General features: G+C 56.1%; 16 protein-coding genes and 2 tRNA genes. 9 read left to right on the top strand and 9 right to left on the bottom strand.

Annotated elements, in window-relative coordinates; translation table 11 throughout:
- The first annotated feature begins 101 nt into the window (after window positions 1-101).
- The gene (gene yoeI / locus FOY93_RS24075) at window positions 102-164 is read left to right on the top strand and encodes a membrane protein YoeI (protein WP_111966150.1); all 63 of its coding nucleotides are present in this window, start codon (window positions 102-104) and stop codon (window positions 162-164) included.
- A complete protein-coding gene (gene plaP / locus FOY93_RS14435) occupies window positions 154-1,512 on the top strand; it encodes a putrescine/proton symporter PlaP (protein WP_023312362.1) in 1,359 nt (452 codons plus the stop codon). The genes yoeI and plaP overlap by 11 nt, the downstream gene beginning before the upstream one ends.
- Before the next feature lie 122 nt (window positions 1,513-1,634).
- On the opposite strand, the gene sbcB is transcribed toward plaP, so the two are convergent.
- On the bottom strand, window positions 1,635-3,071 hold the full coding sequence (gene sbcB, locus FOY93_RS14430) for an exodeoxyribonuclease I (protein ID WP_411800871.1): 1,437 nt from the start codon (window positions 3,069-3,071) through the stop codon (window positions 1,635-1,637).
- A 198-nt stretch (window positions 3,072-3,269) separates the two neighbouring features.
- Here sbcB and dacD point away from each other — a divergent pair, with 198 nt between their 5' ends.
- From dacD to FOY93_RS14410, 4 genes are all read left to right on the top strand, one after another.
- On the top strand, window positions 3,270-4,436 hold the full coding sequence (gene dacD, locus FOY93_RS14425; RefSeq protein WP_032658759.1) for a serine-type D-Ala-D-Ala carboxypeptidase DacD: 1,167 nt from the start codon (window positions 3,270-3,272) through the stop codon (window positions 4,434-4,436).
- A gap of 119 nt (window positions 4,437-4,555) precedes the next feature.
- Window positions 4,556-5,029, top strand: coding sequence for a DNA gyrase inhibitor SbmC (gene sbmC / locus FOY93_RS14420; RefSeq protein WP_133294756.1), 474 nt, complete (start codon window positions 4,556-4,558; stop codon window positions 5,027-5,029).
- A gap of 92 nt (window positions 5,030-5,121) precedes the next feature.
- Entirely contained in the window at window positions 5,122-6,180 is a 1,059-nt protein-coding gene (locus FOY93_RS14415) for an FUSC family protein (RefSeq protein ID WP_133294755.1), read from the top strand.
- Between the two features lie 158 nt (window positions 6,181-6,338).
- The gene (locus FOY93_RS14410; protein WP_008499467.1) at window positions 6,339-6,674 is read left to right on the top strand and encodes a DUF496 family protein; all 336 of its coding nucleotides are present in this window, start codon (window positions 6,339-6,341) and stop codon (window positions 6,672-6,674) included.
- Window positions 6,675-6,721: 47 nt separating this feature from the next.
- On the opposite strand, the gene FOY93_RS14405 is transcribed toward FOY93_RS14410, so the two are convergent.
- Together FOY93_RS14405 and FOY93_RS14400 are read right to left on the bottom strand one after the other, a co-directional pair.
- Entirely contained in the window at window positions 6,722-7,057 is a 336-nt protein-coding gene (locus tag FOY93_RS14405) for a gamma-glutamylcyclotransferase family protein (protein WP_143345286.1), read from the bottom strand.
- Between the two features lie 53 nt (window positions 7,058-7,110).
- Window positions 7,111-7,186, bottom strand: a tRNA-Asn gene (locus FOY93_RS14400).
- A 161-nt stretch (window positions 7,187-7,347) separates the two neighbouring features.
- On the opposite strand from FOY93_RS14400, the gene emmdR reads away from it, so the two are divergent.
- Window positions 7,348-8,802 carry a multidrug efflux MATE transporter EmmdR gene (gene emmdR, locus FOY93_RS14395; protein WP_127731578.1) on the top strand — a complete coding sequence of 485 codons (1,455 nt, stop codon included), beginning with the start codon at window positions 7,348-7,350 and terminating at the stop codon, window positions 8,800-8,802.
- Window positions 8,803-8,905: 103 nt separating this feature from the next.
- Window positions 8,906-8,981 (top strand) — tRNA-Asn (locus FOY93_RS14390).
- A 142-nt stretch (window positions 8,982-9,123) separates the two neighbouring features.
- Here the strand turns inward: FOY93_RS14390 and FOY93_RS14385 are convergent.
- The 3 genes from FOY93_RS14385 to shiA all read right to left on the bottom strand — a co-directional run bounded on the left by FOY93_RS14385 (window position 9,124) and on the right by shiA (window position 13,750).
- On the bottom strand, window positions 9,124-10,890 hold the full coding sequence (locus FOY93_RS14385; RefSeq protein WP_133294752.1) for an aminopeptidase P family protein: 1,767 nt from the start codon (window positions 10,888-10,890) through the stop codon (window positions 9,124-9,126).
- Between the two features lie 18 nt (window positions 10,891-10,908).
- The gene (locus FOY93_RS14380) at window positions 10,909-12,363 is read right to left on the bottom strand and encodes an AMP nucleosidase (RefSeq protein ID WP_111966061.1); all 1,455 of its coding nucleotides are present in this window, start codon (window positions 12,361-12,363) and stop codon (window positions 10,909-10,911) included.
- Between the two features lie 73 nt (window positions 12,364-12,436).
- The gene (shiA, locus tag FOY93_RS14375; protein WP_111966060.1) at window positions 12,437-13,750 is read right to left on the bottom strand and encodes a shikimate transporter; all 1,314 of its coding nucleotides are present in this window, start codon (window positions 13,748-13,750) and stop codon (window positions 12,437-12,439) included.
- Between the two features lie 253 nt (window positions 13,751-14,003).
- On the opposite strand from shiA, the gene pagP reads away from it, so the two are divergent.
- The gene (gene pagP, locus FOY93_RS14370; RefSeq protein WP_045403108.1) at window positions 14,004-14,579 is read left to right on the top strand and encodes a lipid IV(A) palmitoyltransferase PagP; all 576 of its coding nucleotides are present in this window, start codon (window positions 14,004-14,006) and stop codon (window positions 14,577-14,579) included.
- Here pagP and FOY93_RS14365 read toward each other — a convergent pair.
- Genes FOY93_RS14365 through FOY93_RS14355 form a run of 3 tightly spaced genes read right to left on the bottom strand, consistent with a single transcriptional unit; the run spans window position 14,576 to window position 19,685 of the window.
- Entirely contained in the window at window positions 14,576-15,541 is a 966-nt protein-coding gene (locus tag FOY93_RS14365) for an acyltransferase (RefSeq protein WP_133294749.1), read from the bottom strand. The two genes, pagP and FOY93_RS14365, sit on opposite strands and share 4 nt — an antisense overlap.
- The gene (locus tag FOY93_RS14360; RefSeq protein WP_136195829.1) at window positions 15,538-18,600 is read right to left on the bottom strand and encodes an efflux RND transporter permease subunit; all 3,063 of its coding nucleotides are present in this window, start codon (window positions 18,598-18,600) and stop codon (window positions 15,538-15,540) included. Before FOY93_RS14360 ends, FOY93_RS14365 begins: the two co-directional genes overlap by 4 nt.
- The gene (locus FOY93_RS14355) at window positions 18,600-19,685 is read right to left on the bottom strand and encodes an efflux RND transporter periplasmic adaptor subunit (RefSeq protein WP_172621916.1); all 1,086 of its coding nucleotides are present in this window, start codon (window positions 19,683-19,685) and stop codon (window positions 18,600-18,602) included. Before FOY93_RS14355 ends, FOY93_RS14360 begins: the two co-directional genes overlap by 1 nt.
- Window positions 19,686-19,858 lie beyond the last annotated feature (173 nt).

The raw sequence follows: 19,858 nt of genomic DNA, 5'->3' as shown, positions 1-19,858 counted from the left end.
TTTTGCATGTACGAAACGAAACTAAAAACCAAGAGGCCGGGCTTCGTACCGGATAGATATTTACTAAAATCCGACAGTTGTTGTCGCTGAGGAAGAAACAAATGGGGCAATTTTTCGCTTACGTGGCGGTTATCACCTTAAAGGAGAATAACTATGTCGCATAACGCAACTCCAAACACCTCTCGCGTGGAATTACGTAAAACGCTTACGTTGATTCCGGTTGTTATGATGGGCCTGGCCTATATGCAACCGATGACGCTGTTCGATACATTCGGTATCGTATCAGGCCTCACAGACGGTCATGTGCCGACGGCTTACGGCTTCGCACTGATTGCGATCCTCTTTACCGCGCTGAGCTACGGTAAGCTGGTTCGCCGCTATCCGTCTGCCGGTTCCGCCTACACCTATGCACAGAAATCCATCAGCCCGACGGTTGGCTTTATGGTGGGCTGGTCTTCGCTGCTCGACTATCTGTTCGCGCCGATGATCAACATTCTGCTGGCAAAAATCTATTTTGAAGCGCTGGTGCCATCGATTCCATCCTGGATGTTCGTCGTGGCGCTGGTGGCCTTTATGACGGCCTTCAACCTGCGTAGCATTAAGTCTGTTGCCAACTTTAACTCCGTTATTGTTGTGCTTCAGGTTGTCCTGATTGCCGTTATTCTTGGCATGGTGATCTATGGCGTGTTCCACGGCGAAGGCGCTGGTACGCTGGCAAGCAGCAAACCGTTCTGGTCTGGTGATGCGCATGTTATCCCGATGATTACCGGGGCAACCATTCTGTGCTTCTCCTTTACCGGTTTTGACGGCATCAGCAACCTGTCCGAGGAAACGAAGGATGCAGAGCGCGTGATCCCGCGTGCCATCTTCCTGACGGCGCTGATTGGCGGTCTGATCTTTATTTTCTCGACCTATTTCCTGCAGCTGTACTTCCCGGATATCTCCCGCTTCAAGGATCCGGATGCGTCTCAGCCAGAAATCATGCTCTATGTGGCGGGTAAAGCGTTCCAGGTTGGCGCGCTGATCTTCTCCACCATCACCGTACTGGCGTCCGGTATGGCCGCGCATGCAGGCGTTGCGCGACTGATGTACGTAATGGGCCGCGATGGCGTATTCCCGAAAAGCTTCTTCGGCTACGTGCATCCAACCTGGCGTACCCCGGCGATGAACATCATCCTGGTCGGTGCGATTGCGCTTCTGGCAATTAACTTTGATCTGGTGATGGCTACGGCGCTGATTAACTTTGGTGCGCTGGTGGCGTTCACCTTTGTTAACCTGTCGGTTATCTCTCAGTTCTGGATCCGTGAAAAGCGTAACAAAACGCTGAAAGATCACTTCCAGTATCTGTTCCTGCCGATGTGCGGTGCCCTGACCGTGGGCGCGCTGTGGGTTAACCTGGAAGAGAGCTCGATGGTGCTTGGCCTGATTTGGGCGGGTATCGGCCTGATTTACCTGGCCTGCGTTACGAAGAGCTTCCGTAACCCGGTTCCGCAGTACGAAGACGTCGCGTAAGACTGTGTCGGGTGGCGGCTACGCCTTACCCGACCTACATAACCCGTAGGCCCGCGTAAGCGCAGCGCCGCAGGGCAAAAAAAACCGGAGACCATCGCCTCCGGTTTTTTTATTTCTGACTTTCAGACTATCTCTTGCGCGTACTGGAACAGAGATTTCAACAGTGCCTGTTTCTCAGCATTCCCTTCATGCTGGCCATAAAGCATTTCCAGCTCCTGAGCGTAGCTGTGCAGATACTCTGGCGTAAATACGTTGCGACGGTGCTGCAGCCAGCGTTCCTGCTCAGCTTCATCCAGGGTTCCCGGGTAATTACGCGCGCGGTAATTAAACATCAGCTTTTCGATGCGCTTATCGGCGAAGGTGATATCAAGCGCCGGTAAGTTACGCGGCTCGGTTTGCAGAACGATATTCATGGCCGCGCGATCGGCATCGCTGAAGAAGCCGTTATAGAGCTGGGCATCCACGTTTTCAGACGGCACGAATGGCTCCGCCTCGGCAAAGATAGCAACCACTTTCTCGCGCACCTGCGGGTTTTCGCGCAGCACTTTCAGGTTATCGAGGCAGTGCTGACGGTTGATGCCCAGCCTGTCTGCATCTTCCGGGCGCAGCGTGTTCGCCTGAGCGAGTACCGGACATTTATTTATGTGCACCAGTTTGACCGGCACCGCGGGCAGATCGCCGAGTTCATTCTTCGGCGTGTACAAACGTTCGCGCAGGGTATCGCTGTCGAGCTCCAGCAGGGGTGAAATATCGCCCGCCAGGTCCACCATGATGACGGCATTACGGTTGTCCGGATGCCACGCCAGCGGGGCAACCCAGCTGGTATTGCCGCGCCATGCACCAAACATGCCGGAAATATGCACCAGCGGCTTCATCTGCGGTACGTCGATAAGGGTCATAAGCTTCTGCTTGCTGCGATGGCTTAGCAGATACTCAAACAGCCGGGGCTGTGCGCTTTTCACCAGCTTCGCCATGGCAATGGTGGCATAGACGTCCGCCATCGCGTCGTGGGCGTTGCTGTGCTCGATACCGTTGGCGCGCGTCAGGTGTTCCAGCCGGAAGCTGGTCAGCCCTTCCTCATTTTCCGGCCAGTTAATGCCTTCAGGACGCAGGGCGTAGCAGGCGCGCATGATGTCGAGCAAATCCCAGCGTGAATTGCGGTTCTGCCAGCTCCAGGCATAGGGATCGTAGAAGTTGCGATAGAAGATATTGCGCGTAACTTCGTCATCGAAGCGGATGTTGTTGTAACCAACCACGCAGGTATTGGGAACGGTAAACAGATCGTGAATGCGTCGGGCGAATTCTGCCTCGTTAACGCCTTTCTCCCGCGCTTCCTGAGGGGTGATGCCGGTAACCATGACCGCGCCGGGCTGCGGCAGGTAGTCATCCGCAGGCTTGCAGTAAAAGACCTCGGGCTCGCCAATAATGTTGAATTCGTCGTCGGTACGGATGGCGGCAAACTGCGCCGGTCGGTCCAGCGCCGGGTGAGTGCCAAAGGTTTCGTAGTCGTGGAACAAAAAAGTCGGGCGAGCGGCAGAGTCAGACACCAGTAATACCATCCTGTTAAAAAATGACGTCACTATGGTAAACGATCGCGCGGGTCAGACCGAATAAAAAGCACCGCCGCGTGGCAAATTTGCGCGCCAGCTTCAGAGAAAAATCTGCGCTCTGTCACATTTCATTGCAATTAAGCCAGGTAACGACATCAGAACTCCCGTAAAAAGGTCATCGATTTTTACTGACCTGAGGATATACCGTTGAAACGCCGTCTGTTTATTGCTGTTTCTTTACTCGCTTCGAGTGTCTCATCTGCTTTTGCGGCCGAACCACTGGATTTTTCGCCGCAGCCTCCGGCCATTCAGGCTGGCTCATGGGTGCTGATGGACTACACGACTGGTCAGATTTTAACGGCGGGCAACGAACATCAACAACGTAATCCGGCGAGCCTGACCAAGCTGATGACGGGCTATGTGGTTGATCGGGCCATTGATAGCCACCGCATTACGCCGGACGACATTGTCACCGTAGGGCGTGACGCGTGGGCAAAAGGTAACCCGGTTTTTGACGGCTCGTCGCTGATGTTCCTGAAAGAGGGCGATCGCGTCTCGGTGCGTGATTTAAGCCGCGGTCTGATCGTCGATTCCGGCAATGACGCCTGCGTGGCGCTGGCCGATCACGTGGCGGGCGGTCAGCCACAGTTTGTGAAGATGATGAACGACTACGTGCAGAAGCTGAACCTGCGCGATACGCACTTTGAAACCGTCCACGGGCTGGACGCGCCGGGCCAGCACAGCTCCGCCTATGACCTGGCCGTACTCTCCCGGGCCATCATCCACGGCGAGCCTGAGTTTTACCATATGTACAGCGAAAAGAGCCTGACCTGGAACGGGATCACCCAGCAAAACCGTAACGGCCTGCTGTGGGATAAAACCATGAACGTGGACGGCCTTAAAACGGGGCATACCTCGGGGGCTGGCTTTAACCTGATTGCGTCTGCCGTAGACGGCCAGCGCCGTTTAATCGCGGTGGTGATGGGGGCGGACAGCCCGAAAGGGCGTGAGGACCAGGCCCGAAAACTGCTGCACTGGGGACAGCAGAATTTCGATACGGTGCAGATCCTGCATAGCGGAAAAAAAGTGGGGACGGAGCGCATCTGGTACGGCGACAAGGAACAGGTGAAACTGGGAACCGACCAGGACTTCTGGCTGGCCTTGCCGAAAGCGGAAGTGCCGAACATCAAAGCCAAATACGTGCTGGATAAAAAAGAGCTGGAAGCGCCGATTGCCGCGCATCAGCGGGTCGGGGAAATCCAGCTCTATGACCGCGATAAAGTGGTAGCCCACTGGCCGTTGGTAACGCTGGAAGCCGTTGATAAAGGCGGACTGTTCTCTCGCATGAGCGATTATCTCCACCACACGCTTTAACCGCTGATGGGCAGACTGGCAGGGTTGCGAGTCTGCTCACATAATAAACACTCCTCGTTTGCCGATAATAGTAATCCAGCTTTATAGTGTATAAATATACAGTAATAAGTGGAGGCAGCATGGACTACAGCATCAAGCAGCAACAGAAACGTAAGATTGCCGGTTTTCATTTGGTCGGCCCGTGGGAACACACGGTAAAGCAGGGCTTTGAACAGCTGGTCATGTGGGTTGACGGGCGTCACATTGAGCCGCTGGAGTGGGTGGCGGTCTATTACGATAACCCGGATGAGGTCCCGGCAGAAAAACTGCGCTGTGATACGGCCGTTACCGTACCGGACGATTTCGTTATTCCGGAAAACAGCGAAGGCGTCATGATGACGGAAATCGCGGCCGGGGAATATGCCGTGGCGACGGCTCGCGTGGAAAACTACGACTTCGCCACGCCCTGGTATCAGTTCTTCAATTCCCTGCTGCAGGACAATAAATACCAGATGGCGCTAAAGCCCTGCTTCGAACGCTATCTCAATGACGGCAATGCGGACGGTTACTGGGATATCGAAATGTATATCGCCGTCGAGCATAAAACGGTTTAAGCCTGCTAAATGAAGGGTTTTTCAGCCGGGATCGATCCGCCCGGCTGAAAACACAGTACAATTGTGGTTTGCCGTGTAGCTGGAGAGCGGGTGTGCGTCCCGACAAATCATTAACTCCTTTTGAAATTCGGTTGTATAAACATTACCGCGTTGTGCACGGGTGTCGCATCGCGCTGGCTTTCGTATTGACGTTTGTACTGGTCCGTTTGCTGGACGTTCCGGAAGGGACGTGGCCGCTGATCACGCTGGTGGTGGTGATGGGGCCCATCTCGTTTTGGGGGAACGTGGTTCCGCGCGCCTTTGAACGAATTGGCGGGACTGTTCTTGGCTCGGCCCTGGGTCTTATTGCGCTGAAGCTGGAGCTCATCTCATTTCCGGTGATGCTGGCATGGTGCGGTGCCGCTATGTTCCTCTGCGGCTGGCTGGCGTTGGGCAAAAAGCCCTATCAGGCGCTGCTGATTGGTATTACTCTCGCGGTGGTTGTCGGGGCGCCCGCCGGGGATATGACCACGGCGCTGTGGCGAAGCGGGGATGTCATCCTGGGGTCACTGCTGGCCATGCTTTTTACCGGTATCTGGCCGCAGCGGGCTTTTCTGCACTGGCGTATTCAGATGGCTAACTACGTTACCGCCTTTAACCGCGTTTATCAGGCCGGTTTTTCCCCTAATCTGGTCGAGCGCCCGCGGCTGGAAAAGCACCTGCAAACCATCCTTAACGACGTGGTTAAAATGCGCGGCCTGATCACGCCCGCCAGCAAAGAAACCCGCATTCAAAAATCGATTTTCGAAGCTATCCAGACGGTAAGCCGCAACCTGGTCTGCATGCTTGAACTGCAAATCAACGCCCACTGGGCTTCGCGTCCCAGCCATCTTTTGATGCTTAATGCGCAGACCCTCAAAGAGACTCAGCAGATGACGCAGCAAACGCTGTTGACCATCGCTCATGCGCTTTATGAAGGCAACCCGCAGCCGATACTGGCCAACAGCGAGCGACTGAATGAGATCGTCGCGGAGCTGAAGCAGTTAATCAATGAACGCCAGAGCGATAACGTGGCTGAAACGCCTATTCATGGCTACGTCTGGCTGAGCATGGAACTGGCGCGGCAGCTTGAGCTGTTATCGCACCTTATTTGCCGGGCGCTGCGCAAATAAAAGGCGTATGTGACGGCTGCTGCTTCGATTCAGCAGCAATTGGGGTTATGATAGCTTTAAACGATATACTCATTGTCATTCGCAGCCGCTGTCAGTAAGGTTATTGTTACAACGGTTGCCTTAACGAATCCGAATCTCACATTATCAGGGGTGTAAAAATGGAAACTACCAAGCCTTCGTTCCAGGATGTTCTGGAATTCGTCCGCCTGTTCCGCCGCAAAAACAAACTGCAGCGTGAAATCCAGGACGTTGAGAAGAAGATCCGTGACAACCAGAAACGTGTTCTGCTGCTCGACAACCTGAGCGACTACATCAAGCCAGGCATGAGCGTTGAAGCTATCCAGGGCATCATCGCCAGCATGAAGAGCGACTATGAAGACCGCGTTGATGACTACATCATCAAAAACGCAGAGCTGTCCAAAGAGCGTCGCGACATCTCCAAGAAGCTGAAAGTGATGGGCGAAATCAAAAACGGCGAAGCAAAAAGCGAGTAATCGCAGCGAATCGTGAAAAAGGCTCTCTGGTGACAGAGAGCCTTTTTTTATGACTCAGAACGCGGCTGCAGCTGATAAATCCAGGCCTGAACCTGCTTGCCTTCAGAGGTGGTCACGGTGACCTCAACCCGGTCATAGCCGTCTTCAAATTCATCCAGCATTTGCCAGTGTGCGGCAAGGTTATCAGAGATAAACAGATAGCCTTCGACGCGGGGACCATCAGGGCGGAGCACGATCCCCGGGAAGTCCGCCGCAGCGCCCCAGCCGCGTTCGTAAAACGTGCCGGATACGGAACCGGCCAGCCATTCGCCGCCGATGTTCTCAAGAATATGCGCATTAGAATGGCCCGGGCGCAGCGTGCCGTAGACAAACAGAGCGTTCATTTTCCCTCATCCGCAAAGCAAAAAGCCTGCTTTAAAAGCAGGCTTTTTAAATTTGGCTCCTCTGACTGGACTCGAACCAGTGACATACGGATTAACAGTCCGCCGTTCTACCGACTGAACTACAGAGGAATCGTTGTGGAGGCTTATCTTAGCGGCGAAAAAAGTTTTGTCAAACCTGATCTTAGGGAAAATCGACCGATTGCTGATTCTGTCGTCAGTTTGTTGTAAATCCACACATCTTTTTCTGGAAAATACTTTGCAGGATTAGCATTTGTCCCCCATCATTTGAAATGGAGTTTCAACTTTTCTCGCTAAGGTCCATTTTGAACGTCACTGCCTCCTTACGCCAGGCGATAACGCGCACGCCATGGTATGCAAAACGTAAAAGCTATCGTGTCCTGTTCTGGCGTGAAATCACCCCTCTTGCTGTGCCTATCTTCCTGGAAAATACCTGCGTTCTGCTGATGGGGGTTCTGAGCACCTTTCTGGTGAGCTGGCTGGGTAAAGAGGCGATGGCTGGAGTTGGGCTGGCGGACAGCTTTAACATGGTGGTGATCTCGTTCTTTGCCGCCATAGACCTCGGGACGACGGTGGTGGTGGCCTTTAGCCTCGGCAAGCTGGATCCCAAACGTGCACGCGAGGCGGCCCGCCAGTCGCTGATGATCATGACCATTTTTTCGATCGTCCTGGCGGCGGTGATCCACTATTTTGGTAAAGAGATTATCGACTTTGTCGCCGGGGAGGCCACGAACGAGGTTAAAGACCTGGCGCTGACCTACCTGGAGATGACCGTCATAAGCTATCCGGCAGCGGCCATTGCCCTTATTGGCAGCGGCGCGCTGCGCGGGGCGGGCAACACCAAAATTCCGCTACTGATCAACGGCGGGATGAATATCCTCAATATCATTATCAGCAGCGTGCTGATCTACGGCGTGTTCTCGTGGGACGGGCTGGGCTTCGTCGGTGCCGGACTGGGTTTAACCATTTCACGCTATATCGGTGCGGCAGCCATCATCGGGGTACTGATGGCGGGGATCACCCCCTCGCTGCGCCTCACGCTGAAAAGCTATTTCCGCCCCTTTAATTTCGCCATTATCTGGGAAGTGATGGGGATCGGTATTCCTGCGAGCATTGAATCTGTGCTGTTTAACGGCGGGAAATTGCTGACGCAGATGTTTGTCGCCGGGATGGGCACCGACGTGATCGCCGGTAACTTTATCGCTTTTTCCATCGCCTCGCTGATTAACCTGCCGGGTAACGCGCTGGGGTCGGCATCGACCATCATCACCGGTAAACGGCTCGGGAAAGGGCAGATAGGCCAGGCGGAGCGGCAGCTGCGGCATGTTTTCTGGCTGTCGACCATTGGACTGACGCTGATCGCTTGGGGAACTGCGCCCTTTGCCGGGCTGATGGCCTCGTTTTATACCCACGAAGACGACGTTAAAGAGGTCGTTAAGATCCTCATCTGGCTCAACGCGGCCTTTATGCCCATCTGGGCGGCCTCATGGGTATTGCCCGCCGGGCTGAAGGGGGCGCGCGACGCCCGCTTTGCGATGTGGGTTTCGATGCTCGGCATGTGGGGATGTCGCGTTGTGGCGGGGTATACGCTCGGGGTAATGCTCGGATGGGGAGTGGTCGGCGTCTGGCTGGGGATGTTCCTCGACTGGGCCGTACGTGGGGCGCTGTTCTACTGGCGGATGGTCAGCGGGCGCTGGCTGTGGAAATATCCGCGGAAAAATGCCTGACAATTGCGCGAAGTGGAGAATAATTCGGCAAACGATCGGAAATATGCATTCTGCCTTTGACATCCCGGGGGAGCATCGATAATATGCGCCCCGTTCACACGATTCCTCTGTAGTTCAGTCGGTAGAACGGCGGACTGTTAATCCGTATGTCACTGGTTCGAGTCCAGTCAGAGGAGCCAAATTTGAAAAGCCTGCTTTTGAAGCAGGCTTTTTGCTTTTCTGCGCAAGGTAAATGCAAAACGGCAACCAGGTTGCCGTTTTTAGTGTTAACTCCCTCTCCCGTGGGAGAGGGGTGGAGTGAGGGCACCAGACCGCACGAAATTACACGCGAACCGGTGCCGTCGCCTCTTCCAGCCACGAACGCGCATCGCCGTTCACCAGCGGTGACAGCGCCTCACGCACCTGCTGGTGATACGCATCCAGCCACTGCTTTTCCTGCTCGCTCAACAGTTCCAGCTCGACCTGGCTTAAATCAATAGGGATCAGCGTCAGAGATTCAAACCTGCAGAATCCCGGTCGGCTCTCCACAACCTCCACCTGGTTTTCAATACGAATACCGTGGCTATCGCCCAGATAGTATCCCGGTTCAATCGTTATGATATTGCCCGCTACCAGCGGCCACGGGTTAACCTTTTTGGCGATGCGATGCGGGTTCTCATGGATCAGCAGCTGGTGCCCCACGCCGTGCCCCGTACCGTGATCGTAATCCAGCCCCATCTCCCACAGCGGGCGACGCGCAAACGCATCCAGCTGATGTCCCTGAGTCCCGGAAGGGAACTGCAGGGTAATCAGCGACAGGAAGCCTCTCAGCACGGCAGTGTAGTGCAGGCGCTGCTCCGGGTCGACCTGACCCCATGCCAGCGTGCGCGTGGCGTCAGTGGTGCCATTAACGTACTGACCGCCGGAATCGTTCAGGTAAAAATGGTCATGGCCGATGGGCTTATTGCTGGCCTCGCTCGAATGATAGTGGCACATCGCCGCATTGCTCGAAGAGGCGGAGATGGTCGCAAAACTCTGCTCGATGAACCCCGGCTGCTGTTTACGGAACGCCAGCTGCTGCGCCTGGACTTCCAGCTCGGTGAGCGGATCTCCTGCCGCCTCGCGCAGCGGCACTTCGCGGCTCAGCCAGGCGAGGAAGTTGACCCACGCGGCACCGTCCTGGTAATGACACTCGCGATAGCCTGCCAGTTCTACCGGGTTTTTAGTGGCTTTCATCAGGGTGATGGGGTCGGTCCGCCAGACAATCTCCCCCCGGGGTTCAATGGCGAAGCGCAGGGCAACCGGCGCGGAATCGGCATCCACCATCACCCGTTTGCCTTCAGCAATCTGCTGGCAGCGTTCGACAAAGGCCTTCTGTGGCGCAATGGTGAACGCACTGCGGACGTATTCAGGCAGGGCGCCGAGCTTGTTGTCGTTAACAAACCACTCAACGTGACCGTCACGTCCAAGAAGGGCAAAGGAGAGCGGTACCGGGCTGTATGGGATATCCGCGCCACGAACGTTTAACAGCCAGGCGATATTATCCGGCAGGGTAACGGCGAGATAATCGGCATAGTTTGCAGCCAGCACGGCGGCAACGCGCTGACGTTTGTCTTCGCTGCTTTCACCGCTTATCGCAACCGGCATTTCACGGATAAGCCCCGCCGGTGCGGCAGGGCGATCGGTCCATAAGGCGTCAAACGGTGACGCGTTCAGCGGCACGAGCGCGCACTGTGTGGCAGACAGCTGCGTAAACTCGGTATTCGTCATCAGCATTGGGTCAAAACCGATGCGAGTGCCCGCCTCGACGTTTGCCGTCAGCCAGTCTGCCAGCGGCTCGTTGTGCAGGTGGTGAATTTCAATCTCGTCCAGATTCACCTGAACGCGGGCCTGGACCTGATAGCGCCCGTCAACGAACAGCAGCGCTTTATCCTTCAGTACCAGCGCGACGCCGGCAGAGCCGTCAAAGCCCGTCAGCCAGGCCAGCTTTTCGTCGTACGGCGCGCAGTATTCGCTCTGCCATGCATCCGCGCGCGGGACGATCATCCCGTCGAGATGGCTGGCCTCAAGCCAGTGGCGCAGGGCAGAGAGCGGTGATGTGCTGGACATTGTTTTTCCTTATCGTTATTAGCGGAACGGCGGCTCGTTGAAGGTGCGCAGCTTGCGCGAATGCAGTCTGTCACCTTCCGCCCGAAGCAGGTCGATGGCGCGAATGCCGATTTGCAGATGCTCTGAGATAGCCCCTTCATAGAAACGGTTGGCCTGGCCGGGCAGCTTAATTTCGCCGTGCAGCGGCTTATCGGAAACGCACAGCAGCGTGCCGTACGGAACGCGGAAGCGATATCCCTGCGCGGCGATGGTGGCGCTCTCCATATCGATCGCCACCGCGCGGCTCAGGTTGAAGCGCAGCGCGGAGGCTGAGTAACGCAGCTCCCAGTTGCGGTCATCCGTCGTGACGACCGTACCGGTGCGCAGGCGCTGTTTGACCTCTTCACCCGGCATGCCGCTCACCTCTTTGGTGGCGTCGTACAGCGCGCGCTGCACTTCGGCGATGCTCGGGATTGGGATGTCCGGCGGCAGGACCGCATCAAGCACGTGGTCATCGCGCAGATAGGCGTGGGCGAGCACGTAGTCGCCAATCAGCTGGCTTTCACGCAGGCCGCCGCAGTGACCAATCATCAGCCACACGTCGGGGCGCAGTACCGCCAGATGGTCGCAGATGGTTTTGGCGTTTGACGGGCCGACGCCGATGTTGATCAGCGTAATGCCCTGACCGTCGGCGGTGATCAGGTGCCAGGCGGGCATCTGGTGTTTTTTCCACGCCAGATCGGAGATAGCCTGCTCGGGCGCTTCGGTCTCCGCGGTGATCCAGATACCACCCGCGCAGGAGAGCGCGATATACGGGCTTTCGGGGTCGAGGATCTGGCTGCAGCCCCAGCGGACAAATTCGTCAACGTAGCGGGTGTAGTTGGTAAAGAGCACGAACGGCTGGAAATGTTCGACTGGCGTACCGGTGTAGTGGCGCAGGCGCGCCAGGGAGAAATCGACCCGGCGGGCGTCAAAGTGCGACAGAGGAGAAAATTCGGCCGGGTGATAAATCCCGTCTGCCGTTTCATCGCCAATCTGCGAAAGCTCGGTGGTCGGGAAGTGGCGGGTCAGCCCCGCGCTCATGGAGCGGTCAAGAGTTAACGCCGAACCGTCAATCACGTACGGATAAGGGATCTCATGCTGCGAGGGCTCAACGGAAATGTGCGCGCCGTAATCCTGATACAACAGCGTAAGCTGTTCTTCAAGATACGGGCGGAACAGCGCAGGGCGGGTGACGGTGGTGCTGTAGCAGCCGGAGTGGGTAAAGCGCGCGTAGGCGCGGGTTTTGGGATTACTGCTCGCGCTGCCGTCCCAGGTCACAGAGAGCGATGGATAAACAAAAAGGCCCTCGGTTCTGGCCTTTTGGTCGGGGAGTTTCCCTGTTTCGATGTATTCGCTGATGGCGCTGCGCAGCGCGTTGACGGACTGTTCATACAGCGCGTCGAGTTTTTCCAGCGCCTGAGCCGGGGTCAGGCTGGAGCCCTTATTATTCATCTCTGTCTCCTTGTTCCACAGGTGTGCGACTCTACCCGATAGTATGTCACACGCCTGTGAAACAAAAGTGAGATCAGCGGTGGCTCGTCTCTTTCATCAGCAGCGCCGTTGCCGCCGACAGCAGGCAACCGGCCAGAAGATAAATCGCCACGCTGTGCCAGTTGCCGCCGGAGAAGGTCACCAGCGCAGCGGCAATAAACGGCGTAAACCCGCCGCCAACCACGCTTGCGACCTGGTAGCCCACGCCCGCGCCGCTGTAGCGGTAGCTGGCGCCGAACAGCTCGGTAAACATCGGCTGCTGCACGCAGACCACCATATCGTGAGCGATGTTCGCGAGCATGATGGCAAAGAAAACAATCCAGAAAACAGACTGCGCCTCCAGCGCCATAAAGAACGGCCAGGCGCTGAGGGTTCCAATCAGCGCGCCGGTGATGTAAACGCGACGGCGACCAAACCGGTCAGCCAGCCAGGCGAAGCAGGGGATAGTCAGGCAGCTGATCCCGCCGACCAGCAGGCCAATATTCAGGAACAGTTCACGGGGCAGGCCGAGATTCTGCGTCGAGTAGTTCAGGGCAAAGGCGGTGACGATATACATCGTCAGCAGCTCGCACAGGCGCAGGGCGATAATTTTCAGAAAAGCGCCAGGGTGCCGGACAAGGGCTTCCATGACAGGAAGTCTTCTGTTAGCGGCCGGTTTTTCCTGCTGCTTTTCGAACTCTGCCGACTCCTCCATTCCGTTACGGATCCAAAGCGCGGCAATGACCAGCACGATGCTGAAGATGAACGGAATGCGCCAGCCCCAGCTCAGGAACTGCTCGTCGGTGGTGAGCTGGCTGATTAACGACACCAGCCCTGTGGAAAGCAACAGCCCTACGCCGTACCCGACCTGCACGCCGCTGCTGTAAAACGCTTTCTTATTTTTTGGCGCGCTCTCAACGGATAGCAGCGCCGCGCCGCCCCATTCGCCGCCAACGGCAAAGCCCTGAATGGCGCGTAATGTCACCAGCAGCACCGGTGCCCACCAGCCAATGGCGGAAAACGAAGGGAGAATACCGATAAGCGCGGTGGCGATCCCCATCATCCAGACGGTGAGCATCAGCATGCGCTTGCGGCCCAGGCGGTCGCCGAAGTGGCCGAAGATCACACCGCCCAGCGGGCGAAACAGAAAGCCGACGCCGAAGGTGGCAAACGCGGCGAGCGTGCCCATCGCGGGGCTGACCTGAGGAAAAAACTCGCGGTTAAACACCAGCGCGGCGGTAATGCCGTAAAGCAGAAAATCATACCAGTCGACGACGGCACCCGCGAAGCTGCCGAGTGCGGCGCGGCGGGCACGATTGAGCGAAGGGGTCTCCTCGTTGGGACGATCGGAGATGAGGGTGGAGTCCATAGTTGTCCTGTCCGTACTAATTTTTAATTATTGGTATAAGAAAAGGTCACTCACATTGCGCCGTCATATAAACGGAACCTATGAGACTACCGCGACAAAACGCCCGAGAAAACGTTTTTATCTTTCCTGAAGGTGCTGAATAAATAAATTTCATCTTCGCCTGCAGCGAGATAATTGTGTCTTCTGGCTCCGTTAAAGGCTGAATGGTTTACAGTAATAGTGACCGCGCGTGAGTTAAGCTGAGGGAATAACGATGCAACGCACCTTTTCGGCATTCTGGATGATTCTGTTTTTATTCGTCGCACCGCTTCATGCGGAGCCCAACGTCTATGGTGAACAGCGTATCAGCGGCTGGTGGAACGCGCTGACGGACGATATTTCGCAAACCTGGGAGCAGCCTCAACGTTACGATCTGTACCTGCCGTTTCTGAGCTGGCACGCTCGCTTTATGTACGACAAAGAAAAAACCGATAAGTACAACGAAATGCCGTGGGGCGGTGGCCTGGGCGTTTCCCGCTATAACGAAGAGGGCAACTGGAGCGCGCTTTTCGCGATGATGTTCAAGGACTCGCACAACGAATGGCAGCCCGCGATGGGCTATGGCTGGGAGAAGGGCTGGTATCTGGATAATGCCAAAGATTTCCGCCTTGGGCTCGGTGCTGCAGCGGGCATCACGGCGCGAGATGATTTTGCAAACTATGTCCCGCTACCGTTTATCTTCCCGCTGTTCTCTGCCGGCTACAAGCGCGTTACCGTCCAGTTCACCTATATTCCTGGAACCTATAACAACGGCAACGTGCTTTTTGCCTGGCTGCGCTTAGGCTTTTAAAGGGTGATCACCTTTTTTGCCACGGCGTTAGACAATACCAGCATGGAGAAGAGAACAGAGGTGACGAACGTAAGCACAATCAGCGCCAGCTTCATTCCGAGAGAGGTCACCGGTATCAGCGCCGTCAGCAGATGAAACACCGAGTAGTGCACAATATATACGCCGGTCATCGTTTTGCTGATGGCGGCCAGAATGGACTCCTTGAACTCAGCATTGCGGCGAAAGCGCACGCCGTTCGCCGCAATCACCAGGGCAATAATCAGGATGTAGATCTGCGAGCCGGTGAGAATAAAGGCGTTTCTGTCGGCCTTAAACAGGGCAAAAAAGAAGTGGCGCTCGTAAAACCAGGTGAAAAGATAGATAAACGGGATGGCGATAACCGCCGCCCTGACTACATTTTTGCGGCTTATCCACTCGGCGATTTTAGGGTCGCAGAAAAGTTGCCCCGTCAGATAAAACAGCAGCCACGTCCACAGCCGATACTGCGGTGAAAGAGAAAGGACGTGCGTTTCAGGATAAAGCGCCGATAGCAGATCGTAGCCGTAAGAAAAGAACAGCAGGGCAGCAATTACGCCGCTGAACAGCGCTCTTCGCTGGCTAAGCCACTCAACCACCGGGTGGAAGGTGTAAATTACGACAAAGGCGAACACGAACCAGGGCTGGATTAAATACCCGCGCTGATAAGGTTCCCACAGGTAGTAGATCGTTATCCAGAACAGAAAAACAATCACCAGACTTTTAATTTTACCCAGCTGCCAGCGCGTGCCGTGCCGCGATTGTCCGTCGAGATAGCCCGACACCACAAAAAACAGCGGTGTGGCAATCGTCGAGATAAAGGTTAAAAACCCCAGGATCCAGTGATAGTCATAATCATAATGATCCCAGGTGTTGTAGATGGTAAAGAAGGTCACCGCCGTCATACAGCCCAGCGTCTTGATAATGTTCAGCCCTGTCGCATTCATTGTTGTTTGGCTTCGTCCTTACGATGGAAACACGCGTAGATCACGGGGAGTACCAGCAGCGTCAGGATTGTAGCAAACCCCAGTCCAAACATAATCACAACGGCCATGCTCTGGAAGAAAACATCCAGCAGTAGCGGAGCCAGGCCAAGTACGGTAGTGAACGCGGTGAGCAGGATAGGGCGCAGGCGCGAGGTGGCGGCATAAACGATCGCGCTGTGCTGATCCTTTTGCATTTTCTGCTGTTCAATCTCTTCCACCAGCACGATGCCGTTGCGGATGAGCATTCCGCTCAGGCTCAGCAGACCTATCAGCGCCATAAAGCCAAAGGGAATCCCGGTAATTAAAAATCCTGGCGTGACGCCAATCAGCGCCAGCGGTACGGTCAGCCAGATTGCGACGGCATTTTTTACAGAGCTGAACATCAGCACCGTTATGACAAACATCACCAGATACCCGAGGGGCAGCGTTGTGAATAGTCCTTGCTGCGCTTCGCTGGAGTTTTCCGCATCGCCTCCCCACTCGATGCTGTAGCCATGTGGCAGGGTAAGGGCATCCACTTGCGGCTTGACGCGGGCGAGAATATCGCCGGAGGTTTGCTGGCTCAGCGGGTCCGGGTCCGTCTGAACCGTCAGTACCCGCGAGCGGTCGCGTCGAAGGATGAGCGGATCTTCCCACTCCAGCGAGAAGCTGCTGACGACGTTACTCAGCGGGATATACTGCTGCCGCGCCTGGCTCCACACCAGCACGTTGTTCAGGTGGCTGGCATCCAGCCTTTCGCTTTCCGGGGGCCTCACCACCACGGGCAGCAGGTCGCTGCCTTCCCGATACAACCCCGCTCGGCTGCCGGAGAAATTCATTTCCAGCGCGTTGTCGACGTCCTGCTTATCCACGCCAAGCTCGCGTCCCAGCGCGGCGACGTACTGCGGACGGATCACTTTGCTGCGGTTTTGCCAGTCGTTTCGGACGCTCCCCGTGGCCGGGTCGCGCGCCAGAATATCGTCCACCTGGCTGGCAATCAGGCGCAGCCTGTCAGGATCCGGGCCTTTAATACGCACTTCAATGGCGCTGTCGCCGGAGGGTCCAAACATCACCCGCTTCGTGCTGGCGTTGACCTGCGGGTAGTTTCGCGCGATGTACTCATCCACGTAGCGCGTCAGAGCGGAGATGTTGCGCTGGTCATCCATGCGCACCATGATCTGCGCGTAGTTGCTGTACTGCCGCTGTCCGCTGTAGGTCAGAATAAAGCGCATGCTCCCCTGACCGATGGTAGAGACGGTGGTTTCCACGCCGGGCTGGCCCGTGATGGTTTTCTCAATATCGCCGGTCATTTTCTCGGTCCATTTGATATCGGTCCCGTAGGGTAACCACAGGTCGACAAAGAAAATCGGCGTGTTGGACGACGGGAAAAAGTTTTGCCGCACCGCGCCAAACCCCCAGACAGACGCGGCCAGCAGGGCGGCCATCACTACCAGCGTCGGTGCCTTATGGTGCAGCAGCGTGTTAAGCAGGCGCTGGTAGAGGCGGTAGAGACGTTTGTCGTAAGGATCTGACTCGTCGGCGTTGTCCGGCGCGCTGTCGTTTTTAAACAACCACCACTTAATCAGCACCGGGGTGAGGGTGAGCGCCGAGAACCAGCTCAGCATCAGGGAAATCAGCAGCACCTGGAAAAGAGATTTACAGTATTCCCCGGTGGAATCCTGCGACAGCCCGATAGGCGCAAACGCCAGGATGGCGATCACCGTCGCCCCCAGCAGCGGCAGGGCGGAGCGGCGGATAATATTATTAACGGCGGTTAACAGCGGTGAGCCCTGCTGCCGGGCAATCAACACCCCTTCGACAATCACGATGGCGTTATCCACCAGCATGCTGAGGGCGATAATCAGCGCCCCGAGCGAGATCCGCTGCAGCTCAATGCCACACAGATACATAATCAGCAGCGTACCCAGCACGTTAAGGGCCAGAGAAACCGCGATGATTATCCCGCTGCGCACCCCCATAAAGATCAGCAGCACGCCGATGACGATCGCCAGCGCCATCAGGAAGTTAATAATAAAACCGTTAACAGAGTGGCCCACTTCGGCTGCCTGATCGTAAAACAGGTCTATCTGTATGCCTGCCGGTTTTTCCGCCGACATCTGGTTTAGCTTCGCCTCCAGCGCGTGGCCCACGTCGATCACATTCACGCCGGGAATAAACGAGACGCCCATGGTGACGGCTTTTTTACCGTTGGCATGGTAGATACTGGCCGGCGATTCGTTTAGCCCGCGCGACAGCGTGGCGATGTCCCGCAGACGCGTCGCCGCCCCGGTGCCGGAAGGCGTGATGATGAGATCCGCCAGTTCATCAAGATTCTCGAATTCACCGGTCGGGTGCAGACGAATGGATTCGCTGCCGGAAGTGATTTCTCCGGCGCTGGAAACGACGTTAAGTCTGCTGAGCAGAGCGGAAAGCTGGTTCAGCGTAATGCCGCGCGCGGCCATTTTGGTCAGAGAGATATCGATGTTGACCTGCTGGCTAATGGCCCCGCCGATGGCGACCTTCGCAACCCCGGGAACCAGAATTAACTCGCGGCGCAGCTGTTCCGCATATCTCACCAGTTCAGGATTACTGAATTCATCCCCGGAAATGGCGAAGAAGAAGCCGAATACGTCGCCGAAATCGTCATTTACAAAGGGCGTGACGACGCCGGGCGGGAACTGACGCGAGGCATCGCCCACGCGGCGGCGCAGTTCATCCCAAATCTGCGGCAGTTCGTTCGAGTGATAGCGTGACGCGATGTTAACGGTGATTTGCGACAGACCGTTTGAAGAGATAGAGCTCACGTTGTCCAGATAAGGCAGCTGCTGAAGGGCATTCTCCAGCGGAAGCGTCACCTCTTCTTCAACCTGCTGAGCGGATGCGCCGGGGTAGTGGGTGACCACCACTGCGGTTTTGATGGTAAAAGCGGGGTCTTCCAGCCTGCCGATATTTAACAGGGCGAAAATACCCCCGATGCCCAGCAGCAGAATCGTTAGCCAGACGCGTACGGGGTTATTAATAAATTGACGAGAAATATCCATTACAGTCCCCGTTCACGCGTCCAGATACGCACCGGCTGGTTAGCATGGAGTTCCCCAACGCCTGCGGCAACCACGCGTTCGCCCGCTTTAAGTCCGCTGACGATCGTTACGCCTTCGCTACTCACTTGACCTACGCTGACCTTGCGGTCTTCAAGATGGAGCGCGTCGCCTTCTCCTGCCACGACCCAGACGTGCGGCTCATTGCGCGGGCTGTTGTCCGGGTTAAAGACGGCCTCAACCGGTACGACCAGCGCCTGAGCGCCTGCGCCAGCAGGGAGGTTGGTTAAATTGATGGTCACCGTACCGCTTACGCCACCGACGGCGGGAAAATCATCTGGTCGCGGCATGGTCAGTATCACCTGCCAGGTCAGGGTATTGCTGTCGCTGCTGCCCGAGTGCTCTTTGTAGACGGCGGTAAATTCCCGATCCGGAATGGCGTTAATTCTCACCACGGGGCGATACTGCGCGTTGCGAATATCAAAGGTCTTAAACAGGTTCTCAGGAATACTAAACACAACGTCCAGCAGGTCGGTGCGGGTTAACGTCGCGATGGGCTGACCGGCTGACACCACCTGATGGTTTCGGACATGTACGCTGGCCACCGTCCCGCTGAAGGGGGCGACGAGCGTCATCTGATTCAGCTCTTCTCGGGCAATTTGTAGCGCCGCATTCGCCGAATCGCGGTTCGCGCGCTGCACGTCCATTTCTGCTTTCGAAATCGCCTGGCGGCCCGCCAGCGTCTGGAAGCGATCGAATTGCCTCTGGGCCAGCGTCGCCGCCGTTTGTCTGTCATTAACCCGTTGCTGGGCTTCACGGGCATTCAATCTTGCAAGCTGTTGACCCTGCTTGATGACTGCGCCCTGACGCACATCGAGCGCTTCAATTTGGCCTGCGCGCTTGAAGGAAAGGTCTGTGGCATCGCCCGATTCAATGCGGGCGGGGAAAACGCGCTGCTGGGCGTGACCGGGAACCGTCACCTCCGCCACTTTTACCATCCTGGGCAGGGGGGATGCTTGCTTGGGTTTCGGGTCGCACGCCGTGAGCGTTAACAAAACGAACGGTAAAAGAGAGAGGTAGCGGTTCACTGTATTCCCCTAATAAATAACTGTTTTATTTATTCCATAACCTGGACAGGGGTGACACTATTCAGCCAGAACAGTGACGACCATATAGGTAAATAAACCAATCGCCGTGCTGGCGATAATAGCAAGCGCGATAAACATACCCAGGCGGATCAGGCTTAAACCATACATAAATT

It is taken from the genome of Enterobacter sp. 18A13 (assembly GCF_007035975.1).
Classification (GTDB): domain Bacteria; phylum Pseudomonadota; class Gammaproteobacteria; order Enterobacterales; family Enterobacteriaceae; genus Enterobacter; species Enterobacter vonholyi.
Note: the sequence above shows the minus strand (reverse complement) of the source record. Positions and strands in the feature narration are given on the sequence as shown.